The sequence below is a fragment of the Serratia sp. A07 genome (genome assembly GCF_058725505.1).
The window spans coordinates 1-25,095 of record NZ_JBZXDO010000013.1; the positions used below are offsets into that span (position 1 = coordinate 1).

The following is a 25,095-nucleotide window of genomic DNA, read 5'->3' on the forward strand; positions in this document are numbered from 1 at the left end:
ATTGTCTGATAAATTGTTAAAGAGCAGTGAGTTAGGCGCTTTCGCTTGCTAACTCGAGGTGGCGTATATTACGCTTTCCTCTTTCAGAGTCAACCCTAATTTTCAGGATTTTTTCTCTGCGACCCCCGGATACTCTGTGAAGTTGTTCACATGTTCCGTGTCGATGGAGGCGCATTATAGGGAGCCGGTTCAGAATGACAAGCGATAATATGCATTTTTTATCTGACCGCTCACTATTCATTCGTAACGCCTATTAAACCCGCTTTTTGATGGCTGCCGGCAGGTCCGCCAGGCTATTTAGCACCCAATCGGCCAGCTGCTCGCCCTGCTCCGTCACCGGCTTACCGGTACGCACCAGCACTTTGGTGCCGACGCCGGCCGCGATCGCCGCCTGCATATCTTCCGGTTTATCGCCCACCATATAAGAAGCGGCCATATCGATGTTCAATTCCTGCTGCGCTTGCAGCAGCATGCCCGGCTGCGGTTTACGGCAGTCACACACCTGACGATACTCTTCTACTACTGCCTCCGGATGGTGCGGGCAGAAATAGATGCCGTCGAAGTCGACGTCGCGATCGGCCAGCGACCAGTCCATCCACTCGGTCAGGTACATAAATTGGTCTTCGCTGAACTTGCCGCGCGCAATGCCGGACTGGTTGGTCACCATCACCAACGCGAAGCCCATCTTTTTGAGTTCGCGACAGGCGTCAATCACGCCGTCAATAAAGTGGAAGTTGTCGATTTCATGGACATAGCCATGGTCAACGTTAATCGTACCGTCACGATCGAGAAAAATTGCTGGAACGCTTTGTGTCACCGCTTTGCTCCTGAGGGCCTGTATACGCTGACAGTATCGCATGTTTTACCCCGCACTGAGAACGCCGGAGAACGTCGTTGGCCGTTGACTTAGACGTCTAGACGCCTTAACATCTGATCCATACCTTGGTTCCACGCCGAGGTTTACTTTTATCTAGCCACGGGCAACCACGCTAAAATAAGAAGAATATGATTAAACTTTCTAACATCACTAAAGTGTTCCAGCAGGGTTCGCGCACTATTACCGCGCTCTCTGACGTGACCCTTCACGTCCCTGCCGGGCAAATCTATGGCGTTATCGGGTCTTCCGGTGCCGGCAAAAGCACGCTGATCCGCTGCGCCAACATGCTGGAGCGCCCAACGTCCGGCCAGGTCCTGGTCGATGGTCAGGATCTGACCTCGCTGTCGGAAAGCGAACTGACGCGCGCCCGTCGCCAAATCGGCATGATCTTCCAGCACTTCAACCTGCTCTCTTCCCGCACGGTGTTCGGCAACGTGGCGCTGCCGCTGGAGCTGGACAATACGCCGCGCGCCGAGATCAAAAAGCGCGTGACCGAACTGCTGGAGCTGGTCGGCCTGGCGGACAAGCACGACGCCTACCCGGCCAACCTGTCCGGCGGCCAGAAACAGCGCGTGGCGATCGCCCGTGCGCTGGCCAGCAATCCCAAAGTGCTGCTGTGCGACGAAGCCACCAGCGCGTTGGATCCGGCCACCACCCGTTCCATCCTGGAACTGCTGAAAGACATCAACCGCCGTCTGGGCCTGACCATTCTGCTCATCACCCACGAAATGGACGTGGTGAAACGCATCTGCGACCAGGTCGCGGTCATCAGCCAGGGGCAACTGATCGAAAAAGACAGCGTCAGCGAAGTGTTCTCACACCCGAAAACCCCGCTGGCCCAGCAGTTCATTCAGTCCACGCTGCATCTGGATATCCCGGACGACTACGCCGCACGCCTGTCGCCGGAACGTCAGGGCGACCGCCAGCCGCTGCTGCGCCTGGAATTCACCGGCCAGTCGGTCGATGCGCCGCTGCTGTCTGAAGCCGCTCGCCGCTTCAACGTGAACAACAACATTATCAGCGCCCAGATGGATTATGCCGGCGGCGTGAAATTCGGCGTGATGCTGGCGGAGCTGCACGGCAGCGACGAAGACGCGCTGGCGACGATTAAGTTCCTGCAAGAAAATCAGGTAAAAGTAGAGGTTCTGGGTTATGTCTGAGGCAATGATGTGGTTGATGGCGCGTGGCGTGTGGGAAACCGTCATGATGACCTTTGTCTCCGGCTTCTTCGGTTTCGTGCTCGGCCTGCCGGTCGGCGTGCTGCTGTATGTTACCCGCCCAGGGCAAATCATCGCCAACAACTCGCTGTATAAAATCCTGTCTGGGCTGGTGAACATCTTCCGTTCCATCCCGTTCATTATCCTGCTGGTTTGGATGATTCCGTTTACCCGCATGATCGTCGGCACCTCTATCGGTCTGCAGGCGGCCATCGTGCCGTTGACCGTGGGCGCCGCACCGTTCATCGCGCGCATGGTGGAAAACGCCCTGCTGGAGATCCCATCCGGTCTGGTGGAAGCGGCGCGCGCCATGGGCGCCACGCCGATGCAGATCATCAAGAAAGTGTTGCTGCCGGAAGCCTTGCCGGGCCTGGTCAACGCCGCAACCATCACGCTGATCACCCTGGTGGGCTACTCTGCCATGGGCGGCGCGGTCGGCGCCGGTGGTCTGGGCCAAATCGGTTACCAATACGGTTATATCGGTTATAACGCCACGGTGATGAATACCGTATTAGTATTACTGGTAGTTTTGGTTTATCTGATCCAGTTCTGCGGCGATCGCATCGTCAAAGCCGTTACCCATAAATAGTTTCACAGCATGTTAATGCGAGTCTAATGAGGAAGGGATATGTCGTTAAAATTTAAATCCATCGCGGCAATTGGCGCACTGATCGGTACTCTGGCTCTGGCGGGCTGCGGCCAGGATGAAAAAAATCCAAACCACATCAAGGTCGGTGTGATCGTCGGCGCTGAGCAGCAAGTAGCTGAAGTCGCTCAGAAAGTGGCGAAAGAGAAATACGGTCTGGACGTTGAGCTGGTGACCTTCAACGACTACGTGTTGCCTAACGAAGCGCTGAGCAAAGGCGATATCGATCTGAACGCCTTCCAGCACAAGCCATACCTGGATCAGCAAATCAAAGATCGCGGCTACAAGCTGGTGCCGGTCGGCAGCACCTTTGTTTACCCGATTGCCGGTTACTCCAAGAAAATCAAATCGCTGGACGAGCTGAAAGACGGCTCTCAGATCGCACTGCCTAACGATCCGACCAACCTGGGCCGTTCGCTGCTGCTGCTGCAGAAAGTCGGCCTGATCAAACTGAAAGACGGCGTTGGCCTGCTGCCGACCGTGCTGGACGTGACCGAGAACCCGAAAAACCTGAAGCTGGTTGAGCTGGAAGCGCCTCAGCTGCCACGTTCCCTGGATGATCAGCAGATCGCGCTGGCGGTAATCAACACCACTTACGCCAGCCAGATCGGCCTGACGCCGGCGAAAGACGGTCTGTTCGTGGAAGACAAAGACTCGCCTTACGTCAACCTGCTGGTTGCGCGCGAAGATAACAAAGATGCGGAAAACGTGAAGAAATTCGTGCAGGCCTATCAGTCTGACGAAGTCGACGCCGCCGCCAACAAAATCTTCAACGGTGGTGCGGTGAAAGGCTGGTAAGCGCTTATTCGCCAATTTTATTCCTATAATTGCAAGACGGGCCAAGGCCCGTCTTGTTATTTCCGCCATAGATTGCTTCAATAGCGCCACTTTCATTAAGGCAGAGGAATCTCAATGCGTGTTTTACCTCTCTGTTTGTTAGCGCTCGCGCTGGCCGGATGTTCATCGCAACGTATCGCGCCGTCCTCAACAAACAGCACCAGCAAGCCGACCACCACCAGCCCGGCCAAGACCACGCCGGCCGCCCGCCCTGCTCCGGTAAAACTGTACAAAAGTGCAGAAGAGCTCGTGGGTAAACCGTTCCGCGATCTGGGTGAAGTGTCCGGCGAATCGTGCCAAACCACCGTACAAGACTCCCCACCGAATCTGGCCACCGCCCGCAAACGCATGCAAATCCGCGCGTCTTACATGAAGGCCAACGCCGTGCTGCTGCACGACTGCCAGATTGTCAGCGGCGTCGCCGGTTGTTACCAGCAGGCCGTCTGCCAGGGCTCGGCGCTTAACGTCTCGTCCAAATGACCGAATTCGTTTTCGAGCAGATCGGCGTGATCCGCTCGCCGTATAAAGAAAAATTCGCCGTTCCCCGCCAGCCGGGGCTGGTCGAAGACGGTGGCGGCGAACTGCTGCTGCTGCCGCCCTACAACCAGGCGGAGGCGGTACGCGGCCTCAGCGATTTCAGCCATCTGTGGGTGATGTTCATTTTCCATCAAACCCTGGAAGGCGGCTGGCGGCCGACGGTGCGCCCGCCGCGTTTAGGCGGCAATGCCCGCATGGGCGTGTTCGCCACCCGCTCCACCTTCCGCCCCAACCCGCTCGGCATGTCCCTGATCGAACTGAAAGGCGTGCGGGTAAAAAACGGCGACGTGGTGCTGGAGCTGGGCAGCCTCGATCTGGTCGACGGCACCCCGGTGGTGGACATCAAGCCTTATCTGCCGTTCGCCGAGAGCCAGCCGCAGGCCCGCGCCGGCTTTGCCCAGGCCGCGCCCGCCGGCGACATGCCGGTGCGCTTCGCGCCGCAGGCCGAGCAGCAGCTGCAGCAACATCAGGCGCGTTACCCGCAATTAAGGCGTTTTATCAGCCAGGTGCTGGCACAAGACCCCCGTCCCGCCTATCGTAAAGGAGAGGACGTCGAACGGGATTACGCCGTCTGGCTGCTGGATTTCAACGTGCGCTGGCGCGTCGTGGACGGCCATACCGAAGTGTTGGCGCTCGACCCGCGTTAAAATTCCGCCGCCTCTCTTTTGGCGACCCGCTCGCGCTGGTAAACTAAACCACTTTTGTCACTTTTGGCCGCCACTCTGGCAGCCCGATGCAATTTGCAGTTCTAACGGAACCAAAACACCATGCGTACTAGCCAATATCTGCTCTCCACTCTGAAGGAGACACCTGCCGACGCCGAAGTGATCAGCCACCAGCTGATGCTGCGCGCCGGGATGATCCGCAAGCTGGCCTCCGGTCTTTACACCTGGCTGCCGACCGGCCTGCGCGTTCTGAAAAAGGTTGAAAACATCGTTCGCGAAGAAATGAACAATGCTAATGCGATCGAAGTGTCTATGCCGGTGGTTCAGCCTGCCGACCTGTGGCAGGAAAGCGGCCGTTGGGAGCAATACGGCCCCGAGCTGCTGCGCTTTGTCGACCGCGGCGACCGTCCGTTCGTGCTGGGCCCGACGCACGAAGAAGTGATCACCGATCTGATCCGCAACGAGATCAGCTCGTACAAACAGCTGCCGCTGAACTTCTTCCAGATCCAGACCAAGTTCCGCGATGAAGTGCGCCCGCGTTTCGGCGTGATGCGTTCCCGTGAGTTCCTGATGAAGGATGCCTACTCCTTCCATACCTCACAGGAGTCTCTGCAGGAGACTTACGACGCGATGTACGAAGCGTACAGCAAAATCTTCAGCCGCATGGGCCTGGATTTCCGCCCGGTGCAGGCCGATACCGGCTCGATCGGCGGCAGCGCCTCGCACGAATTCCAGGTGCTGGCAGACAGCGGTGAAGACGATATCGTATTCTCCACCGGTTCCGACTTCGCCGCCAACATCGAGCTGGCGGAAGCGGTCGCGCCGGCGGCTCCACGCGCGGCGGCCGGCGAAGCGCTGCGCCTGGTGGATACGCCAAACGCCAAAACCATCGTTGAGCTGGTCGAGCAGTTCCAGCTGCCGGTGGAAAAAACCGTGAAGACGCTGATGGTGCGCGCCACCGAAGAGAGCGGCCACAAGCTGGTTGCCCTGCTGGTGCGCGGCGATCACGAGCTGAACGAAATCAAGGCCGAGAAGCTGGCGCAGGTTGCCGCGCCGCTGACCTTCGCCACCGAAGAAGAAATTCGCGCCATCGTCGGCGCCGGCCCGGGTTCACTCGGCCCGGTCAACCTGCCGATGCCGGTGGTTGCTGACCGCAGCGTAGCGGCGATGAGCGACTTTGGCGCCGGTGCCAACGTTGACGGCAAACACTACTTCGGCATCAACTGGGAGCGCGATTTGCCGCTGCCACAGGTGGCCGATATCCGTAACGTGGTGGAAGGCGACGCCAGCCCGGACGGTCAGGGCACGCTGCTGATCAAACGCGGCATCGAAGTGGGCCATATCTTCCAGCTCGGCACCAAGTACTCGGAAGCGATGAAAGCGACCGTGCAGGGCGAAGACGGCCGTAACCAGGTGCTGACCATGGGCTGCTACGGCATCGGGGTCACGCGCGTCGTGGCCGCCGCCATCGAGCAGAACCATGACGAACGCGGCATCATCTGGCCGGACGCCATCGCGCCGTTCCAGGTAGCGATCCTGCCGATGAATATGCACAAGTCGTTCCGCGTGCAGGCGCTGGCCGAAGAGCTGTACAACACCCTGCGCTCCCACGGCATCGACGTGATCCTCGATGACCGCAAAGAGCGCCCGGGCGTGATGTTCGCGGATATGGAGCTGATCGGCGTGCCGCACTCTATCGTTATCGGCGACCGCAACCTCGACAACGAAGAGATCGAGTACAAGAACCGCCGCGTCGGCGAGAAGCAAATGATCAAAACCGGCGAAATCGTTGATTTCCTGCTGGGCCAGATCAAACGCTAAGCGACGAACGTCAGAAAATAAAAAACCCGCTCAGGCGGGTTTTTTTATATCCGAAATCGCTTATTTGCTGCTGCAGTTCTTGCTGCGGTCGAACGCGATTTTACCGTCCGGCACCAGCGCTTTTTCGGTCAGACCTTCCTCCATCGACGGCTGCACGCTGAAGTGCGCGCTGAACGTCAGGAATACCGGCTCACCGGCGGTCTTGTATGCTTTGGCGTAACCTTGCTCCAGCGCGATGTTGTTGTCCACCGGGAAGGTTTTGCCGGTAGCGCAGTCCTTGAAGACGGCCGCGTCCGCCATATAGGTGTAGCTGCCTTTCAACGTCATCGGCGTTTTAGGCAACGGTTTCTCAACCGGATCCAGGCGGTAATTCAGCTTGGACTCGATCGGCACGCCGCTGCGATCCAGCATTTCCAGGCTCTTGCCCACCGGGCGGAAGTAGCGTTTTTCGCCGTTGCTGTCGGTCAGCACCAGCTTATCCGCCGTGCGCGCCCATTTACCGTAATCGGCAAAGGTCTGATCGCCGTCTTTGGTGCCGCGATAGGTTTCCTGCAGCACGAAGGTGCCGTCCTCATCCAGGAACAGCGCCGTATCCAGACCGCCGCAATCGGCGCAAGGCAACACCCCTTGATAGCTCTGCGGCATCGGCTGCAGCGGTTGTTCCTTCGGTTGATAATGATTGTTGCATCCCAACAACGAGAGTGCGCCTGCCGCGAGGAACAGGGCTACCGTAATTTTTTTCACAGTTATTCTCCTACTGTGTTCATGTATTCCTAAGTGCGAACCTTGCCACGCAGCGCCTTGGTGGCGCCTTTACGCGCCTTGCCTTCCAGGCGACGCAGTTTGGCCCCTTTCGTGGGCTTGGTCGCCTTGCGCGTTTTTTCCACCACCATCGCCTGCCGAATCAGCGCGGCCAGCCTGGCCAACGCCGCTTCGCGATTCAATTCCTGGCTGCGATACTCTTGCGCCTTGATAATCACCACGCCATCAGCGGTAATAAGATGATGATTCAGCGCCAGCAGCCGTTCCTTATAATACTCTGGCAGGCTGGATGCCCGGATGTCAAAGCGCAAATGGATCGCCGTTGAGGTTTTGTTCACGTGCTGGCCGCCCGCGCCCTGCGCGCGGATCGCCGTCAATTCCAGCTCATTATCCGGTATGGCTACGTTTCTTGACAGTTCCAGCACCGGTCACACCTGTGCCTGCTGCCACTCGGCAAACTGGATTTCCAGACTATTCTGAGCATCGGACAGCCAAATAGTTCCCTCTTGCAACGTCGCCTGCAGCGTCATGGTGCGGCTGGCCAATGCCGTCAGGCGCGCCAGCTGTTCGTCGTCGAGAAAACGCACGCTCAGGTTCTTGTGGCCGGCCACCTTGCCCTGCATTCCCTGCCACCATACGTGCGCGGCGCGCTCGCCGTAAGCGTACAGCACCACGCGCGGCGACTGGTTGCAGGCCTTGCGAATGCGCTTCTCGTCGGGCAATCCCATCTCGATCCACATTTCCAGCCCATTGTGGTCGTTGCGCTGCCAGATCTCCGGCTCGTCGTCGGCGCTCAGCCCTTTGGTGAACACCAGCCGTTCGTCCGCATGGCAGATCCAGGCCAGCAAGCGCAGCATCATGCGCTGCTCGTTTTCGGACGGGTGTTGCGCCAGCGTCAGCGTGGCGTCGTGGTAGAAGTGACGATCCATATCAGCAATATTGACCGCGGCTTTATAAATGGTTGCTTTCAGCGCCATGGGTGACCTCGTTATTATCCGGCGACAGTGTACTTGATCAGGGCCAAACCCCGCCAGCGCAGCCCGGCCCGGCGCAGAACGAAAGGCGTGCCAGGGTGCTGATAACTCCATAACAGCTGTGCTATAGTCGTCTAGGATAGGATAAAACTCCGAGAGCCTGCGCCTCATCGCGAGAGCGGTCTTGATGATGCAGAGGTTCTTAAGGGAGGAAACTGTGCAACAATACTGTGAGTTAGTACGCCGTACTTACGCCGAGATTGGCAGTGGAGATCTTGGCTACGTGCCTGATGCGCTGGCTTGTGCGTTAAAGGCATTGGACGATGTCGCAGCGAACGACGCGCTACCGTCCTCCGTTAGGGAACAGGCGGCCTTTGCCGCCGCTAACTTATTGGTGAGCGACTATGTTGATGAATGATGAGTACCAACCCATCAATTGCGATGACTACGACAACCTGGAACTCGCCTGTCAGCATAAACTTATTCTGAAGCTGGAGTTACGCGACGGAGAAGTGATCGAGGCCAAGGCGATCGACCTGCTGCAAAAGAAACGCGTTGAGTATCTGACCATCGAACAGAACGGCCAACAGCGCGACCTGCGCCTGGACCATATCAGCAGTTTCAGTCATCCGGAAATCGGTACCGTGGTCGTCAGTCTGTCGGACTGAGCAGCGGTAACCCCATCCCAACAGGGCAGCCCAACGGCTGCCCTCGTCATTTAAGGCTTCAGGCTGGCGTAAAAGGCCGCCAGATCGGCGATATCGTCATCCGACAGCCCCGACACATAGGCCTTCATCACCTCGGCCTGGCCGCCGTTGCGCTCCCCTTTCTTATACGCCTGCAGCGCGTGCTGCAGGTACATGGCGTTCTGCCCGGCCAGATTCGGGTACATCGGCACCGTCACCTTGCCCTGCGCGCCGTGGCACGCCGCGCAGGCGGCGGCTTTCGCCTGGCCGGCGGCCGCATCCCCCGCCGCCAACGCCGGCAGGCTGAACAGGCCGGTGGCCAACAGCATGATCCCCACAAACTTCATCATTGCTCCTCGCTATTATGATTTTTTTCCCAGCGCAGCCGCCACGGGCGTTCGCCTTCCGGCACCTGCCCCGCTTCACAGACGAATACGCCCAGCGCGGCGATCAGCTGCTCATCATAATAAATCAACGGGATGCGTTCACGCTGCCAGGGCGGAATACCCAGCTCCTGCCACAGTTTTTTTATCGGCCGCGAATGGGCGCGCCCCACGATGCGCACCGCACCCTGCACGCCGCCGAACCGAACGCTGACCTGTTGCGATGGCTGCGGTGCGCGCAGCACCAGCTCGCCCTCACCGGGAATCAACTGCCCCAGCCCGTCCGGCAACGTCAGCGGCTGGTCAGGCTGCCAGGGCAGATGCACATCGCGCAGCGCCGCCAGCGGCGGCAACAGGTGCAACCGGCCGCGGAAACGGCGAATCTGATAGGCGCCGAGCTGCAGCTGCGGTTCGGCATCCTCCCGGCTGAGCGCCACCTCTTCCCACAGGCGTTGCAGCTGCTCACGCGCCGGCATGGTGACGTTAAACAATGCGATCCAGCGCCGCAGCAAGGCGAAGCGCCGCACCGGCGAACAGTCCGTCAGGCCGTCAATCGCCAATGAGCGATCCGCCGCCAACAGGTTTTGCAGCGGTTCCGCCAGCAGTTCGTCCAGCAGTTGCTCCTGCTCGGCGCACAGGCCGGCGCTGCGCGCCACCGCCGAGGCGAAGTGCGGCCAGCGCTGGTTAAGCTGCGGCAGCACCTGCAAGCGCAGGAAATTGCGATCGAAGCGCGTGTCCTGATTGCTGTCGTCATCGATCCAGGTTAAGGCGTGGCGTTGCGCGTAGCTTTCCAGCGTCTGACGCGAACAGCCCAACAGCGGCCGCAACAGCAGGTGCTCGCCCAACGCCGCGCGTGCCGCCATCGCCGACAGCCCCGCCGGCCCGCTGCCGCGCTTGAGCGCCAACAGGAAGGTTTCGCTTTGATCGTCGAGGTGTTGAGCGGTGAGCAGCGCTTCGCCCTCCGTCAGCGCGGCGCTGAAGGCGGCATAGCGCGCTGCACGCGCCGCCGCTTCGATACCGCCCTGGCGGGCGTCCACCTGCACGTGCGTCACCGTCAGCGGGATCTGCCAGTCGGCACAGCGGCTGCGGCAATGCTCAACCCAGCGGTCGGCAAAGGCGCTCAGGCCGTGATGCACGTGCAGCGCACGCAGCTGCAGCACCGGACGCTGGCGGCGCAACGCCGCCAGCACATGCAGCAGCACGCTGGAATCCAGGCCGCCGCTGAACGCCACCAGCAGCCGCTGCTGCGCGCCCAACTGGTCTGCCACCCGCGTCGTTAATTGATCAGTATTCATCGGTAGGCTTTGTCACTTCTACATAGCTGCACGTTAACCCCGCCTACCGTCATCAATCAAGCATTAACCGTCCGGGCCTGGCGCCGCGTCAGCAACCACCAGCCGCCCAGCACCGCGATCACCGCCAGCGCGCATCCGGCCGCTCCCCAGCCGATCTGAGCGAAAATGCGGCCATACGCCTGCATCGCCGCTCCCTCGATGTGATCCTCGGCGGTCTGATTGGCGATAATGCCCGCCAGGTAGTTGGCGATCGAGCCGGTCGCCAGCATATAGATACCGGTCAGCACGCCGGTGGCGCCGGGGATATTCAGCCGGGTGATCTGCGCCATCGCCACCGGATCGATAAACAGTTCGGCGAAGCCCATCACCGCCAGGCCGGCGATCATCAGCCCCATCGATCCCGGCCCGTGCAGCCGCGTATTGAGCGCCATCAGCGTAAAGCCGACGCCGATCAACAGCAGACCGAAGGCGAACTTGCACCAGATGCGCAGCGTGCGATCGCCCGTACCGTCGCCGCTCGCCAGCCATGCCAGCGCCACGCCGCCCAGCATCACCGCGCAGGCGTTAACCGACTGGAACAGCGCGGTCGGCACCGTCCAGCCGAACCAGCGCCGATCGACGAAGTGATCGATAAACAGGCTGATGGAGCTGCCGCCCTGCTGGGCGAAAGCCCAGAACAGCGTGCCCAGCAGCATCAGCACAACGATCTGCCACAGCCCCCGGCGCTGGCCGGCGTCCGCACGCAGCATAATGCGCGCCACCAGCACCACCGCCGCCACGCATACCAGCCCGAGCAAATAGCCGGCCCAGTCGTGCACAAACAGCAGCGTGAAGAACAGCGGCGATGCCAGCAGCGCCGCCAACAGCCAACCCCAGTGCGGCAAACCCAGGCTTTTGGCGCGCATCAGCGGTGCATTCACGCCGCGGGTATGGCGGAAGTGGCGCCCGCCGAGCAGGAAGATCGCCAGGCCGGCGAACATGCCGATCCCGGCCAACGCAAAGCCGACGTGCCAGCCATAGCGCTCGGCCGCCAACCCGCAGGCGATCGGCGCCAAAATGGAACCGACGTTGCCGGCGGCGTACAGCAGCGAGAAGCCCCCTTCGCGGCGCGAGTCCTGCGCCGGATACAGCTCGCCCAGCAGGCAGCTGATATTGGATTTGAACAGGCCGTAGCCGCAGATGATGATGGCCAGCGCCAGATAGAGCGACTGGGCGGAAACCGCACTCAGGCCGAGCACGATATGCCCCAGCGTCATCAGCGCCGCGCCGGCAATCACCGCGACGCGATTGCCCAACAGGCGGTCGGCGAGCCAGCCGCCCAAAATAGGAGTGACGTAAACTAACGAAGCGTAAGCGCTGTAGAGATCGATGGCGTGGCTGTCGGTATAGCCGAGTTGGTGGGTCAGATAGAGAATCAGTAACGCACGCATGCCGTAAAAGCTGAAATATTCCCAAATTTGTATGGCTACGACATAGTAGATTGCGCGCGGCTGTGAGGGTGTTTTCATGGAGGTCTCCCATCAGTCGGTGAACGACAAAGGGGAAGCGCGAGCGCCTCCCCTGTTATTGGCTGCGGTTATTTCGCCTTCAGCACTTTCACCCGATAACGTCCGTCCGCCTGACGATAGGCGCCGTGAATGTCGGTTTCAAAGCCCGGATAATGCGCGCCGATTTCGCACAGCATCTGCAGGAACTCCAGCACCGGCCGGCTCTCCTCGGTCAGCATTTCGCCCGGCATCACCAGCGGCACGCCCGGTGGGTATGGGAGGATCATATTGGCATTGACCTTGCCGACCATCTCTTCCAGATAGACTTCTTCCACTTCGCCGTGCAGCTCTTTCTGGAACGCCTGGTACGGGTTCATCACCATGGTTGGCAGCACTTCGAACGCGCGATACATCAGGTCCGGCAGGTTGTGTTGCTCCACCAGGCGGTGAATGTTCTGCGCCAGATCCTGAATGCGCATGTTTTCATAGAAATCAGGCGCTTCCTGATACAGCGAAGGCAGCATGTTTTTCACCCGCAGGTTCAGATCGAACGAGCGTTTGAAGTCGGTCATCGCGCGCAGCAGGCTGAGCGCCTTGGTTTTGTCGATGCCGATGCTGAACAGGAACAGCAGGTTGTACGGCCCGGTTTTCTCGACGATGATGCCGCGTTCGTCGAGGTATTTCGCCACGATGCTGGCCGGGATACCGAACGGCTGCATCTCGCCTTCCTTGCTCATCCCCGGCGTCAGAATGGTGACCTTGATCGGGTCGAGATACATGTGTTCGTTATCGATGTTCTTGAAGCCGTGCCAGGCACTGTCAGAACGCAGCGGCCAACATTCCGGCTCATCGATATGCTCCGGCTGCCAGACGTCGAAGAACCAGCCGTCGGATTCGACTTTCAGGCGTTTGATCTCTTTGCGGAACTTGATCGCGCGCTCGATAGAGCCATTGATCAGGCGCTTGCCGGCGTTGCCTTTCATCATCGCCGCGGCGGTTTCGGTCGACGCCACGATGCCGTAGTGCGGCGAGGTGGTGGTGTGCATCATGTAGGCTTCGTTGAAGGTTTCTTCGTTGATGTCACCCTTCACGTGAATCATCGAAGCCTGCGAGAAGGCCGCCAGCAGTTTGTGGGTGGACTGGGTTTCATAGATCACCTTGCCCTCCACGCGGCCACCGCTCATGCCGCACTTGCCTTTATAGATCGGGTGGAAGTTGGTGTAAGGCACCCAGGCGGAATCGAAGTGGATAGACTTCACGTCCAGGGTGTTCTTGATAAAGTCGGTGTTGTACAGCAAGCCGTCATAGGTGGAGTTGGTGATCACCGCGTGCACCGGCCAGGTGGCGTTCGGGGTCTCCTTCACGCGTTTGGCGATGGTGGCGCGCTGGAACTCGCTCTGCGGAATGCCGCCGAGGATGCCGTAGGCGTTGCGGGTCGGGCGGAAGTAGATCGGCGTGATGTCGCTCATCATCATCAGGTGAGTCAGCGACTTGTGGCAGTTACGGTCAATCAGCACCGTGCTGCCCGCCGGCGCCGAGTACATGCCGACGATCTTGTTGGCGGTGGAGGTGCCGTTGGTGACCATGTAGCTGCGTTCGGCGTTGAATACGCGGGAGATGTACTCTTCCGCTTCTTTGTGCGGGCCGGAGTGATCCAGCAACGATCCCAGTTCGGACACCGAAATCGAGATATCCGACTTCATGGTGTTCGGGCCGAAGAAATCGTAGAAGATACTGCCCACCGGGCTTTTCTGGAACGCGGTGCCGCCCATGTGGCCCGGCGTACAGAAGGTGTATTTGCCTTCGCGCACGTATTTGAACAGCGCCTTGGTCAACGGCGGCAGGATGGTGTCGATATACTCGTCGGTATTCTGTTTGATCTTGGCGGCGATGTCGGTTGCCGCGCCGAGCGCATATTCGAAGAAGCGCACCTGCATACGCAGATCGTTCAGGCTGACGTCGAGCGTGGAATAGGTGTTGGCGAACGCGTACAGCGGCATGTACTCGTTCAGCTGGCTGATCTCTTCGCACAGCTCCAGGTTGTATTTGTCCCAGTCGAAGATCACCCCGCACAGACGGGCGTTGTTCTCGATCAGTTTCAGCAGGTCTTCGCGATCGTTAGGGTAAACGATGCGGAAATCCAGACTTTCCAGCGCCTGATGCAGTTCACGGATAGGCTCTTCTTTGAAGTAGACACCCATGTGATTCATGATGGCGATAACGTTCATATGCATTTCTCCTGGCAAAGCAAGCCCCTTCCCGTCGCGGCTGACAGGTCGGAAAGAAAGGGGCTGGGTAAATTCAGTCGGTCAGCGGACGCGAATCAGTGCGCTTTGGCCGTGGTGTTTTCATCGACCGCCGCTGCGTTGGCAGCCTGGCGGGTATTCATTTTCCGGGCGTAGAACATCAGGATAATCAGGCTGATGATAAAGGTGCCGGACAGTTCGAATGAGTTGGCGCCCATCAGCGCGATGAAGCAGAAGCCGCAGCCGCACACCGAAGCGATCAGGCTCAGCAGGTTGCGCACGTTGACCCCTTCGAAGCGGATCAGGTCTACGCAGGAGTAGAAGTAAGGCAGCATGGTCAGCAGCACCGCGATGCCGGTCAGCTCGCCGAACAGGTCGGACGCTTTACCGCCGGCGGAGCTCATCAGGGTGATCAGCACCATCAGCGCGGTCATTTTGCAACCGGCCAGCAGCAGGCCTTTCTTCGGAATGCCGTTTTTATCCAGCTCGCCGTACACTTTCGGGAAGTTGCCGTCGTTGGCGGCACGGACCCCGGCCTGGCCAACCAGCATCATCCACGAACCCAGTGACGTCAGGCAGGCGAAGGCGGTGAAGGCGGAAACCATCGGTGCGGCCCAGTTGCCCATAATCGCCGAGGCGCTGATGGCGAACGGCGCGCCGCTGGCGGCCATTTCAGACGCCGGGAACATACCGCTGATCACCTGGGTGGCGGCGATGTAGATAATGCCCGCCAGGCCGGTGCCGAGCATGGTTGCCAGCGGCACGGTGCGTTTCGGGTTTTTCACCATGCCGGTGCTGACCGCTGCGGATTCCACGCCGATAAACGCCCACAGGCACAGCAGGATACTTTTGATGACCGCATGGCTGTCGGTGGTGCCGGAGGTATTCCAGTTAGCCTGATAGGTGGCGGCGTCAAACCAGTGCCAGCCGACGGTGGCAGTCACGATCACCGGGATCAGCACCAGCACCAGGCCCAGGGTGGTCAAACGGCTGACCCAGGTTCCGCCCAGCATGTTGACGAAGGTGAAGATCCACACGATAGCGATACAGGCGATGCCGGCAGGTACCGGGTTGTTCAGCGCCGGGAAGAAGGTGGAGAGATAAGAAACGGCGGTAATGCCGATGGCCAGGTTACCGATCCAGTTGGCATGGTAATAAAGCACGCCGGTCTGGAAACCGAAGGCCGGGGAAATTTCACCCGCGTAGGCGATAGGGCCGCCCTGCTGCGGGTTTTTGGTGGCGAGGCGGGCATACACATAGGCCAGCGACATCGCCCCGATAATCGAGATCACCCATCCCCAGATGGCGATAGATCCGAGACTCGCCAGGTTGGCGGGCAATAAGGCAATCCCGCTCCCCATCATATTACCGGCGACGACGCCGGTGCAGGCAATAAGCCCTATTTTCTTGGGTGAAGCCATGGTCAGTTTCTCCTGATTTACGTTTCTTATAAGCCACACCCATAAATAAAAGATTTTAATGAGCCGGCTTGATAGTCAGGATGCTAACCATCGGGGGGAATAAAGTCCTAAAGATAAAGTGAGATTACGCTCATGATCATACAAATGATAACCTGAGGTTTTTCATTAACACATCAAGATAAAAAGATAAGCTAAAGAAAAGATAAACATCATTTAAAAACAACAATATGAAAAGGTTAATGACGCATAACAAACGGCAAAAAAGAAATAATATCGCGCAGCAAAATAATACATTCACGCAACATGCCTTCACCAATAAATAACGCCGCCATGATTCCCGGAGAATAATGGCGGCGTGATATCGGTTAATTATTGGCGCTGATAGTTATTTAAATAAGGCACCACGTTGGTCAATGACGTCTGGAATACGCCGTTGGTGATCCAATGCAATGTGTCTTCGCCGGGGCGAAGATTGAATGCGGTAATATAAGAATCCGCCGCCAAATGGTTCTGCCCCTGCATTTCATACACCTTGCCCAGCAGCACATAATTCAGCCACGACATTTGCAATTCAATCCCCAGATCGATCGCTCGGTGCGCCTCGTCAATGCGCCCCTGCGTCAATGCATCTACCGCCAGAACTTGCTGCATGATTGGCGTGTTTTTCAATTCGGGGATCGTCGCCAGATGGCTGATATCGGCGCGCAATTGCGCCAGGGCCTGGCTGTCGAACGGTTGATAAGAATTACGCAGCAGATCCACCAGCGCCTTTTCGGCCAGCAGGTAATGGAAGTTCGGCGCGCTTTTAATCAGCTCGCTCAGCTGGGCGCTGGCGCGGGTCAACGAATCGGCGTCGCCGTGGATCAGCAACTGATGTGCCTGGTAGAAACGCTGCAGCAACGGCCCGTTGTCGGGCAGCAGCTGCGCCAGGCGCTGCTCCAGCTGTGGCGGCCAGGGCTGCTTCAGCGCAGCGGACAGGCTGGAGAGGAAGTCGGTCTGGATCTTCAGCTGGTTATCGGCGGTAATAAAGTAACGCTTGTCCAGCATGACTGAGCTGTCAGCGTTATCCACCAGCCGCACGGACAGGAAACACTGCTGGGCGCGGTAGTGGCGCTGATTGACGAACTCGATATACAGCGACTTGCCCGAGTTGCTGGGGCCGGAATAGTTGTAGTTGGTCTGGTCGTGTACCAGGAAGGTCGAGTAGGTGTTCAGCGAATCGGTGATCAGCTCGCTGACGCCCACCACATAAGAGAGCTGCGGCATCCAGTTACTGCAGCTCTCGCCGCCCTGGATGCGAATATCGATATCGCGCGGGTTGAGCAGCACCGGCATGGTGGATACCGGCACGCGCTGCGACAGCGTGGCGATGCCGACAAACGCCACGCAGACGCTGAGCGCCGCCAGAAACGCCAGCCACACCCAGAAGGTCGAGCGACGATAAAAACGCGGCTTCTTTTCGCCGGGCGCGGCAGGCGGTGCGCTTGTCCGGCGCGGCGGCACATACGGCGTCTCGTCTTCCTCGCTGCCGTCTTCCGGCTCATGCATGATCACCGCGATCTGCGGCGCCTGTGCGGGAGCGGGTTGCGTCTCCCCTTCTTCACACCAGATCACCGACGTCGCCAGCTTATACCCGCGCTTGGGCACGGTGATAATGTATTCCGGGCTGTCGCTGTCACCGTCTTTCAGGTATTTGCGCAGCTCTGAAATACATTGGGTCACCACATGGTTGGTGACGATATTGCGCTTCCAGACGTTGTCGATCAGCTCGTCGCGGCTCAGCACCACGTCGGGATGCCGGGCGAAATAGCACAGCATGTCGATCAGGCGCGGTTCCAGCGTTTTTTGGCGTCCGTCGCGGCTGATGGTGTTGTCGGCAGGGGTAACCAGCCACTCCCCGACGCGAAAAGCAGGCTCTTGCATGGCGGAAATAACTCTGTAGGCATGTAGGGCAAGGGCGCGATCATAGCATAACCGCCCCCGGCTGTGGCCGCCGGGAGGCGATTAAGCCGTTAACTCTCGTATAATTCTAACGGTAAACCATCGGGATCGCTGAAAAAGGTAAAACGAGATTGGGTATAAGGATCGACGCGTACCGGTTCGCAGGCGACGCCGGCCGCCTGCAGATGGGCGATGGCCTGGCCAATGTCGTCAACGCTGAACGCCAGATGGCGCAGGCCGCAGGCCTCCGGGCGGCTGACGCGGGCCGGCGGCGAAGGGAAAGAAAACAGCTCGATAGTGTATTGCCCGTTGAGCGCCAGATCGGCTTTCCAGGAGCCGCGCTCCTCGCGGTAGACTTCGCTCAGCAGGGTAAATCCGAGAATGTCGCAGTAAAAATGCTTACTGGCGGCGTAGTCCGCGCCAATGATCGCGATATGGTGTACCTGACGTAACGCCAGCATGGCGGCCTCTCCTGTTCGGTCTGATGAGGCAAGGTATCCGGCGGCGGCGATGCCGTCAATGAGAACGCCCGGCATATCTTCCAAACCGCCGGGCGTGTTATGCATTACGGCTGCGGGACCTTCAACACCTTCACCAGATAGCGTCCGTCCTCCGTCAGTTTGGCGCCGTGGATGTCGGTTTCAAAACCGGGATAGCGTTCGCCGATCGAGCACAGCATCAGCAGAAAGTCGAGCACTGCCCGGCTCTCTTCGGTGATCATTTCCCCCGGCATCACCAGCGGCACGCCCGGCGGATACGGCAGGATCATATTAGCCGCCACCTTGCCCACCAGCTGATCCAACTCACAGGTTTCCACATTGCCGCGCACCTGCTCCTGGAACATCTGGTGCGGCGTCAGCTTCATTTCCGGCAGCACGTCGAACGCCCGCTGCATCAGGCGCGGCAGATCGTGTTGGCAGATCAGGCGGTGAATGCCGGCGGCCAGATCCTGAATGCGCATGTTGCGGTAGAAATCCGGATCCTCGGCGTACAGATCCGGCAGCATGTTCTTCACCCGCAGGTTGAGATCGTAGGCGCGCTTGAAATCGGTCAGGCCGCGCAGCAGGCTCATCGCCTTGGTTTTGTCGATGCCGATGCTAAACAGGAACAGCAGGTTGTACGGCCCGGTCTTCTCCACCACGATGCCGCGCTCGTCGAGGTATTTCGCCACCAGCGCCGCCGGGATCCCCTCCTCCTCCAGCGCGCCCAGCTCGTTCATGCCCGGCGTCAGGATCGTCACCTTGATCGGATCGAGGTACATGTGATCGCGATCGGTCTGGCCAAAACCGTGCCAGTTGTCGTCCGGATCCAATGGCCAGCATTGCGCCTCATCGATCTCTTCCGGCTGCCAAATGTCGAAGAACCAACTGTCGCTCTCCTCGCGCAGCCGCTGCACTTCACGGCGAAAATGCAGCGCACGCTCCACCGAGCGGTTGATCAAGCGGCGCCCCGGATTGCCGCGCAGCATGGCGGCGGCGGTTTCCATCGACGCCACGATGCCGTAGTGCGGCGAAGTGGTGGTGTGCATCATGTAGGCTTCGTTGAAGGTGCTCTCGTCGTAATCGCCCTTGATATGAATCATCGAAGCCTGCGAGAAGGCCGCCAGCAGCTTGTGCGTCGATTGGGTTTCGTAAATCACCTTACCGGGCACCTGCTCGCCGCTCATGCCGCTTTTGCCGTCGTAAATCGGATGGAAGTTGGTGTAAGGCACCCAGGCGGAGTCGAAGTGGATCGACGGCACCTCCAGCGTCTGCTTGATGTAGTCGGTGTTGTACAGCAGGCCGTCATAGGTGGAATTGGTGATCACCGCATGCACCGGCCAGGTGGCGTTCGGGGTCTCCTGCACCCGGGCGGCGATGCTTTCGCGGGTAAACTCGCGCTGCGGAATGCCGCCGAGGATGCCGTAGGCGTTGCGCAGCGGGCGCAGATAGATCGGCACGATATCGCTCATCATCAGCAGGTGACACAGCGATTTGTGGCAGTTGCGGTCGATCAGCACCGTGCTGCCGGCCGGCGCCGAATACATGCCGACGATCTTGTTGGCGGTGGAGGTGCCGTTGGTGACCAGATAGCTCTGCTCGGCGTTGAAGGTGCGCGCGATATACTCTTCGGCCTCCAGGTGCGGCCCGGTGTGATCCAGCAGCGAACCAAGCTCGGTAACCGAAATCGAGATGTCGGCCTTCAAGGTATTGGCGCCGAAGAAATCGTAGAACAGGCAGCCCACCGGGCTTTTTTGAAACGCGGTGCCGGCCATGTGGCCCGGCGTGCAGAAGGTGTACTTCCCTTCGCGCACATAGTTGAATAACGCCTTGGTCAGCGGCGGCGTAATGGTGTCGATGTATTCCGCGGTGTACTGCTGGATGCGCTGCGCGATATCGTCTGCCGCATTCAGGCCATACTCGAAGAAATAGAGCACCATGCGCATTTCATGCAGGCTGACGTCGAAGGTAGAGTGGGTATTGATAAAGGCATACAGCGGCAGGTATTCGTTCAGCTCGTTGATCTCGCTGCACAGCTCCAGGCTGTAGTCGTCCCAGTCGAAGATCACCCCGCAGATGCGGGCGTTGGCTTCAATCAGCTTCAGCAGGTCGCCGCTGTTTTTGGGGTACACCAGCTGGAATCCCATGGCGGCCAGCGCCGCGTGGAGCTCGCGGATCGGCTCATCTTTGTAGTAGACGCCCGTCGGGCCCATGATGGCGATGATATTCATCGGCAGCTCCTGTCAGTTAACGGCCAAGTCTCTATAACACCACGAAAATCCGGCGGTGTGTAGCCAAAAAAAAACCGCCCGGAGGCGGTTTCTTGCTGCGAGCGCAGAACTCAGCAGTAGCCGTAGTTCATCAGACGCTGGTAGCGGCGGTTGAGCAACTCTTCGTCGTTCAGACCGTCCAGATCTTTCAGATCGGCCAGCAGCTGCGCTTTCAGCGCAGCGGCCATCGCCGGCACGTCGCGGTGCGCGGAACCGAGCGGCTCCGGGATCACCGAGTCAATCAGCTTCAGCTCTTTCAGGCGCGGCGCGGTGATGCCCATCGCTTCTGCGGCCAGCGGCGCCTTGTCGGCGCTCTTCCACAGGATGGAAGCACAGCCTTCCGGCGAAATCACCGAGTAGGTGCTGTACTGCAGCATGTTCACCTTATCGCCCACGCCGATCGCCAGCGCGCCGCCGGAGCCGCCTTCGCCGATGACGGTGCAGATGACCGGGATATTCAGACGCGACATCTCACGCAGGTTGCGCGCGATGGCTTCGGACTGGCCGCGCTCTTCCGCGCCCACGCCCGGATAAGCGCCCGGGGTGTCGATAAAGGTGATGAGCGGCATCTTGAAGCGGGCGGCCATTTCCATCAGGCGCAGCGCTTTACGGTAGCCTTCCGGCGCCGGCATGCCGAAGTTGCGGCGGATCTTCTCTTTGGTTTCACGGCCTTTCTGGTGCCCGATGATCATCACCGGGCGGCCATCCAGGCGAGCAATACCGCCGACGATCGCTTTGTCGTCGGCGTAAGCGCGATCGCCCGCCAACTCTTCGAAGTCGGTAAAGATGTGTTTGATATAATCCAGGGTATAAGGACGGCGCGGGTGGCGTGCCAATTGGGCAATCTGCCAAGCCCCAAGATCGGCAAAAATCTTGCGCGTCAGCTCAACGCTCTTTTCACGCAGGCGCTGAACCTCTTCGTCCAGATTAATATCTAATTTTTCGTCTTGACGGCTGACTGCAGTCAGCGAGTCAATTTTCGCTTCCAGCTCTGCAATCGGCTGTTCAAAATCAAGAAAATTCAGACTCATAGCATTCCTATTTTAGTCAAATTCCAAGTCCACCTGCTCATTGCCTACCAACGTCCGCAAGTCGATCAACAAGCGGTCGGTGGGCGTCACGCGCCAGGTTGCGCCAAAACGCAGCTTGGCTCGTGCATCTTCCCGTTGATAGTAGAGATGCACTGGAATCGTCCCCGATCGATGGGGTTCCAACGACTGACGGAGACGGTTCAAAAGCTGGTCATCAATTTGCCTGTCAGTCAGCGAGATAGCAAGCCCGCGAGCGTATTTTTCCCGGGCTTCACTGATGTCCATTACCTCGCGGGCCATCATTTTAAGCCCGCCGCTAAAGTCATCAAAGCTGACCTGTCCACTGGCGATAAGGATACGGTCTTTTTCCAACAAATGCTGGTATTTTTCTAACGCTTCGGTGAATAACATCACTTCCAGGCGGCCCGAACGGTCATCCAATGTACAGATACCGATGCGGTTGCCGCGCTTGGTCACCATCACCCGCGCGGCGACCACCAGCCCGACGGCGGTGGTCATTTTGCCCCGATCCGTCGGGTGCATGTCTTTCAAACGCTGGCCACCGGCGTAACGTTCGATCTCCTTCAGGTACTGGGTGATCGGGTGGCCGGTCAGGTACAGCCCCAGCGTCTCCCGTTCACCGTCCAGCACCACCTGCTCCGGCCAGGGGGCGATATTGGCGTAGGACTGCTCCACCTGCTCCGGCGCCTCCGCCAGCACGCCGAACATATCTACCTGGCCGATAGCTTCGGCTTTCGCATGCTGATCCGCCGCTTTCAACGCGTCGCCGAGCGAATTCATCAGCGCGGCGCGGTGCGGCCCGAGGCGATCGAACGCGCCAGACATGATCAGCTTTTCCAGAATGCGGCGGTTCAGTTTCTTGATGTCGGAGCGCGCACAGAGATCGAACAGGTCTTTGAAGTAACCCTGTTCGCCGCTGTTGCGCGCCTCGATGATGGCCTCGATCGGCCCTTCCCCCACGCCTTTGATGGCGCCGATGCCGTAAACGATCTCGCCGTCGTCGTTGACGTGGAAGTGATACAGGCCGCTGTTGATGTCCGGCGGCAGGATCTTCAGCCCCATGCGCCAGCATTCGTCCACCAGCCCCACCACTTTGTCGGTGTTGTCCATATCGGCGGTCATCACCGCCGCCATAAACTCGGCCGGATAGTGCGCCTTCAGCCACAGCGTCTGATACGACACCAGCGCATAGGCGGCGGAGTGCGATTTGTTGAAGCCGTAACCGGCGAACTTCTCCACCAGGTCGAAAATTTTCACCGACAGTTCGCCGTCGATGCCGCGTGATTTCGCGCCGTCTTCAAAGCCGCCGCGCTGCTTGGCCATTTCGACCGGGTTCTTTTTACCCATCGCACGGCGCAGCATGTCCGCGCCGCCCAGGGTATAGCCGGCCAGCACCTGGGCAATCTGCATCACCTGTTCCTGATACAGGATGATGCCGTAGGTCGGTTCCAGCACCGGCTTGAGCGACTCGTGCTGCCACTGGATATCCGGGTAGGAGATCTCTTCGCGGCCGTGCTTGCGGTCGATGAAGTTATCCACCATGCCCGACTGCAGCGGCCCCGGACGGAACAGCGCCACCAGTGCGATCATGTCTTCGAAGCAGTCGGGCTTCAGACGTTTGATCAGGTCTTTCATGCCGCGCGATTCAAGCTGGAACACCGCCGTGGTTTCCGAGCGCTGCAGCATGTCGAAGCTTTTCTTGTCGTCGAGCGGAATGGCGGCGATGTCGATCGGTTCCAGCCCGGTCTTGGCGCGCCGGGCGTTGATCATCTCCAGCGCCCAGTCGATGATGGTCAGGGTACGCAGACCGAGGAAGTCGAACTTCACCAGCCCGGCGTATTCCACATCGTTCTTGTCGAACTGGGTCACCGGATGGTGCCCTTCGGCGTCGCAGTACAGCGGCGCGAAGTCGGTGATTTTGGTCGGCGCGATCACCACGCCCCCGGCGTGTTTACCCGCGTTACGCGTCACCCCTTCCAGCTTGCGCGCCATGTCGATCAGCGCCTTGACCTCTTCGTCGGCCTCGTAAATTTCCGGCAGCTGCGGTTCGGCGGCGAAGGCTTTTTCCAGCGTCATGCCCGGATCCGGCGGCACCAGCTTGGAGATGCGATCAACGAAGCCGTACGGATGCCCCAGCACGCGGCCCACGTCGCGGATAACCGCTTTCGCCGCCATGGTACCGAAGGTGATGATCTGCGATACCGCTTCGCGGCCGTACATCTCCGCCACGTGCTCAATTACCTGGTCGCGCTTCTCCATGCAGAAGTCGACGTCGAAGTCGGGCATCGAGACACGTTCCGGGTTCAGGAAGCGTTCGAACAGCAGGTCGAATTCCAACGGATCGAGGTCGGTGATTTTCAACGCATAGGCCACCAGCGAACCGGCACCGGAGCCGCGCCCCGGGCCCACCGGCACGTTGTTGTCCTTCGACCACTGGATAAACTCCATCACGATCAGGAAGTAGCCGGGGAACCCCATCTGGTTGATCACCTTCAGCTCGACGTCCAGACGCTCGTCGTATTCCGGGCGGCGCTGCGCGCGCACTTCAGGATCGGGGAACAGGAACTCGAGACGCTCTTCCAGCCCCTCTTTCGATTTGAGTACCAGGAAGTCCTCGGTGCTCATGTCGCCGGTCGGGAACTGCGGCAGGAAGTATTCGCCGAGGCGAATGGTGACGTTGCAGCGCTTGGCGATCTCGACGCTGTTCAGCAGCGCTTCGGGGATGTCGGCGAACAGCTCGCACATCTCGTCTTCGCTGCGCATGTATTGCTGCGGGCTGTAGTTGCGCGGCCGCTTGGGATCGTCCAGCGTAAAGCCGTCGTGTATGGCGACGCGAATCTCATGGGCGTCGAAATCGTCTTCCACCAGGAAGCGCACGTCGTTGGTGGCCACCACCGGCAAACCGCGTTCGGTGGCCAGCGCCACCGCCGCATGCAGGTAGTTCTCTTCGTCCGGGCGGCCGGTGCGGATCAGTTCCAGGTAGTAACAGTCCGGAAAGTGCTGCTGGTAGAAGTCCAGACACTGATCCACCTGCGCCTGGTTGCCGCGCAGCAGAAACTTGCCGACGTCGCCCTGACGCGCGCCGGAGAGCAGAATCAGCCCTTCACGATGTTCAATCAGCCAGTCGCGATCGATGGTCGGGCCGGCGGCCCCGTAGCCACGCTGATAGGCGCGGGAAATCAGCAGCGTCAGGTTCTGGTAGCCTTCGTTGTTGCTGGCCAGCACCGTCAGCTGAGCCAGCTCGTCGCCCAGCTCTTCGCTTTGCACATGAAAATCCGCGCCGATGATCGGTTTGATCCCGGCGCCGTGCGCGCTGCCGTAGAACTTCACCAGCCCGCACAGGTTGGTGAAATCGGTGATTGCCAGAGCAGGCATGGCTAACGCGGCGGCTCTTTTCACCAGCGGTGCCGTCTTGGCCAATCCATCAATCATGGAGTAGTCACTGTGGACGCGCAGGTGAATAAAACGAGGTTCGGCCATCTCCAGATACCTGATTGAA

The 25,095-nt window shown here is 59.3% G+C and carries 22 protein-coding genes; 8 read left to right on the plus strand and 14 right to left on the minus strand.

Going from position 1 to position 25,095, the window contains the following annotated elements; all coding sequences use genetic code 11:
- Positions 1-253: 253 nt before the first annotated feature.
- The gene (gene gmhB, locus AC4PR2_RS14590; RefSeq protein ID WP_070913927.1) at positions 254-817 is read right to left on the minus strand and encodes a D-glycero-beta-D-manno-heptose 1,7-bisphosphate 7-phosphatase; all 564 of its coding nucleotides are present in this window, start codon (positions 815-817) and stop codon (positions 254-256) included.
- Positions 818-1,005: 188 nt separating this feature from the next.
- Between gmhB and metN the strand changes: the two genes are divergently transcribed.
- The 6 genes from metN to proS all read left to right on the plus strand — a co-directional run bounded on the left by metN (position 1,006) and on the right by proS (position 6,600).
- Positions 1,006-2,037 (plus strand): methionine ABC transporter ATP-binding protein MetN, encoded by a 1,032-nt coding sequence (metN, locus tag AC4PR2_RS14595; RefSeq protein ID WP_004932012.1) that lies wholly within the window; start codon positions 1,006-1,008, stop codon positions 2,035-2,037.
- Positions 2,030-2,683: a methionine ABC transporter permease MetI gene (locus AC4PR2_RS14600; RefSeq protein ID WP_004932010.1), complete on the plus strand. Its 654-nt coding sequence runs from the start codon at positions 2,030-2,032 to the stop codon at positions 2,681-2,683. The genes metN and AC4PR2_RS14600 overlap by 8 nt, the downstream gene beginning before the upstream one ends.
- Positions 2,684-2,722: 39 nt before the next feature.
- Positions 2,723-3,538 carry a MetQ/NlpA family lipoprotein gene (locus AC4PR2_RS14605; RefSeq protein ID WP_041036453.1) on the plus strand — a complete coding sequence of 272 codons (816 nt, stop codon included), beginning with the start codon at positions 2,723-2,725 and terminating at the stop codon, positions 3,536-3,538.
- 114 nt (positions 3,539-3,652) lie between these two features.
- On the plus strand, positions 3,653-4,057 hold the full coding sequence (gene rcsF, locus AC4PR2_RS14610; RefSeq protein ID WP_033649823.1) for an Rcs stress response system protein RcsF: 405 nt from the start codon (positions 3,653-3,655) through the stop codon (positions 4,055-4,057).
- The gene (gene tsaA, locus AC4PR2_RS14615) at positions 4,054-4,761 is read left to right on the plus strand and encodes a tRNA (N6-threonylcarbamoyladenosine(37)-N6)-methyltransferase TrmO (protein WP_033649822.1); all 708 of its coding nucleotides are present in this window, start codon (positions 4,054-4,056) and stop codon (positions 4,759-4,761) included. The genes rcsF and tsaA overlap by 4 nt, the downstream gene beginning before the upstream one ends.
- A 120-nt stretch (positions 4,762-4,881) precedes the next feature.
- Positions 4,882-6,600 carry a proline--tRNA ligase gene (gene proS / locus AC4PR2_RS14620; RefSeq protein WP_337046874.1) on the plus strand — a complete coding sequence of 573 codons (1,719 nt, stop codon included), beginning with the start codon at positions 4,882-4,884 and terminating at the stop codon, positions 6,598-6,600.
- Positions 6,601-6,660: 60 nt separating this feature from the next.
- On the opposite strand, the gene nlpE is transcribed toward proS, so the two are convergent.
- From nlpE to AC4PR2_RS14635, 3 genes are read right to left on the minus strand one after another with little or no spacing between them, the layout of a single operon-like run.
- Complete coding sequence (gene nlpE / locus AC4PR2_RS14625; protein WP_033649820.1) at positions 6,661-7,344, minus strand: envelope stress response activation lipoprotein NlpE; 684 nt, start codon at positions 7,342-7,344, stop codon at positions 6,661-6,663.
- A 29-nt stretch (positions 7,345-7,373) separates the two neighbouring features.
- Positions 7,374-7,787, minus strand: a complete 414-nt coding sequence (gene arfB / locus AC4PR2_RS14630) for an alternative ribosome rescue aminoacyl-tRNA hydrolase ArfB (RefSeq protein ID WP_028127523.1) — start codon at positions 7,785-7,787, stop codon at positions 7,374-7,376.
- A 3-nt stretch (positions 7,788-7,790) separates the two neighbouring features.
- Complete coding sequence (locus AC4PR2_RS14635; RefSeq protein ID WP_033649819.1) at positions 7,791-8,339, minus strand: YaeQ family protein; 549 nt, start codon at positions 8,337-8,339, stop codon at positions 7,791-7,793.
- A 214-nt stretch (positions 8,340-8,553) separates the two neighbouring features.
- Here AC4PR2_RS14635 and AC4PR2_RS14640 point away from each other — a divergent pair, with 214 nt between their 5' ends.
- Together AC4PR2_RS14640 and rof are read left to right on the plus strand one after the other, a co-directional pair.
- Positions 8,554-8,754, plus strand: a complete 201-nt coding sequence (locus AC4PR2_RS14640; RefSeq protein ID WP_004931993.1) for a YaeP family protein — start codon at positions 8,554-8,556, stop codon at positions 8,752-8,754.
- On the plus strand, positions 8,741-9,004 hold the full coding sequence (rof, locus tag AC4PR2_RS14645; RefSeq protein WP_004931991.1) for a Rho-binding antiterminator: 264 nt from the start codon (positions 8,741-8,743) through the stop codon (positions 9,002-9,004). Before AC4PR2_RS14640 ends, rof begins: the two co-directional genes overlap by 14 nt.
- Positions 9,005-9,054: 50 nt before the next feature.
- On the opposite strand, the gene AC4PR2_RS14650 is transcribed toward rof, so the two are convergent.
- The 10 genes from AC4PR2_RS14650 to dnaE all read right to left on the minus strand — a co-directional run bounded on the left by AC4PR2_RS14650 (position 9,055) and on the right by dnaE (position 25,076).
- Positions 9,055-9,369, minus strand: coding sequence for a c-type cytochrome (locus AC4PR2_RS14650; protein ID WP_084827234.1), 315 nt, complete (start codon positions 9,367-9,369; stop codon positions 9,055-9,057).
- On the minus strand, positions 9,369-10,700 hold the full coding sequence (gene tilS / locus AC4PR2_RS14655; RefSeq protein WP_197658936.1) for a tRNA lysidine(34) synthetase TilS: 1,332 nt from the start codon (positions 10,698-10,700) through the stop codon (positions 9,369-9,371). Before tilS ends, AC4PR2_RS14650 begins: the two co-directional genes overlap by 1 nt.
- A 56-nt stretch (positions 10,701-10,756) precedes the next feature.
- Positions 10,757-12,208, minus strand: a complete 1,452-nt coding sequence (gene dtpD, locus AC4PR2_RS14660; RefSeq protein ID WP_033635723.1) for a dipeptide permease DtpD — start codon at positions 12,206-12,208, stop codon at positions 10,757-10,759.
- 68 nt (positions 12,209-12,276) lie between these two features.
- The gene (gene cadA / locus AC4PR2_RS14665) at positions 12,277-14,415 is read right to left on the minus strand and encodes a lysine decarboxylase CadA (RefSeq protein WP_033649815.1); all 2,139 of its coding nucleotides are present in this window, start codon (positions 14,413-14,415) and stop codon (positions 12,277-12,279) included.
- Positions 14,416-14,510: 95 nt separating this feature from the next.
- Positions 14,511-15,854, minus strand: coding sequence for a cadaverine/lysine antiporter (cadB, locus tag AC4PR2_RS14670; protein WP_033649814.1), 1,344 nt, complete (start codon positions 15,852-15,854; stop codon positions 14,511-14,513).
- A gap of 369 nt (positions 15,855-16,223) precedes the next feature.
- Positions 16,224-17,777, minus strand: coding sequence for a lysine decarboxylation/transport transcriptional activator CadC (gene cadC, locus AC4PR2_RS14675; RefSeq protein WP_060429307.1), 1,554 nt, complete (start codon positions 17,775-17,777; stop codon positions 16,224-16,226).
- A gap of 89 nt (positions 17,778-17,866) precedes the next feature.
- Positions 17,867-18,256, minus strand: coding sequence for a VOC family protein (locus tag AC4PR2_RS14680; protein WP_060388405.1), 390 nt, complete (start codon positions 18,254-18,256; stop codon positions 17,867-17,869).
- 104 nt (positions 18,257-18,360) lie between these two features.
- The gene (locus tag AC4PR2_RS14685; protein ID WP_492175258.1) at positions 18,361-20,505 is read right to left on the minus strand and encodes a lysine decarboxylase LdcC; all 2,145 of its coding nucleotides are present in this window, start codon (positions 20,503-20,505) and stop codon (positions 18,361-18,363) included.
- 110 nt (positions 20,506-20,615) lie between these two features.
- On the minus strand, positions 20,616-21,575 hold the full coding sequence (accA, locus tag AC4PR2_RS14690; protein WP_019455765.1) for an acetyl-CoA carboxylase carboxyl transferase subunit alpha: 960 nt from the start codon (positions 21,573-21,575) through the stop codon (positions 20,616-20,618).
- A 12-nt stretch (positions 21,576-21,587) separates the two neighbouring features.
- On the minus strand, positions 21,588-25,076 hold the full coding sequence (gene dnaE, locus AC4PR2_RS14695; RefSeq protein WP_019455764.1) for a DNA polymerase III subunit alpha: 3,489 nt from the start codon (positions 25,074-25,076) through the stop codon (positions 21,588-21,590).
- Between the last annotated feature and the right edge of the window lie 19 nt (positions 25,077-25,095).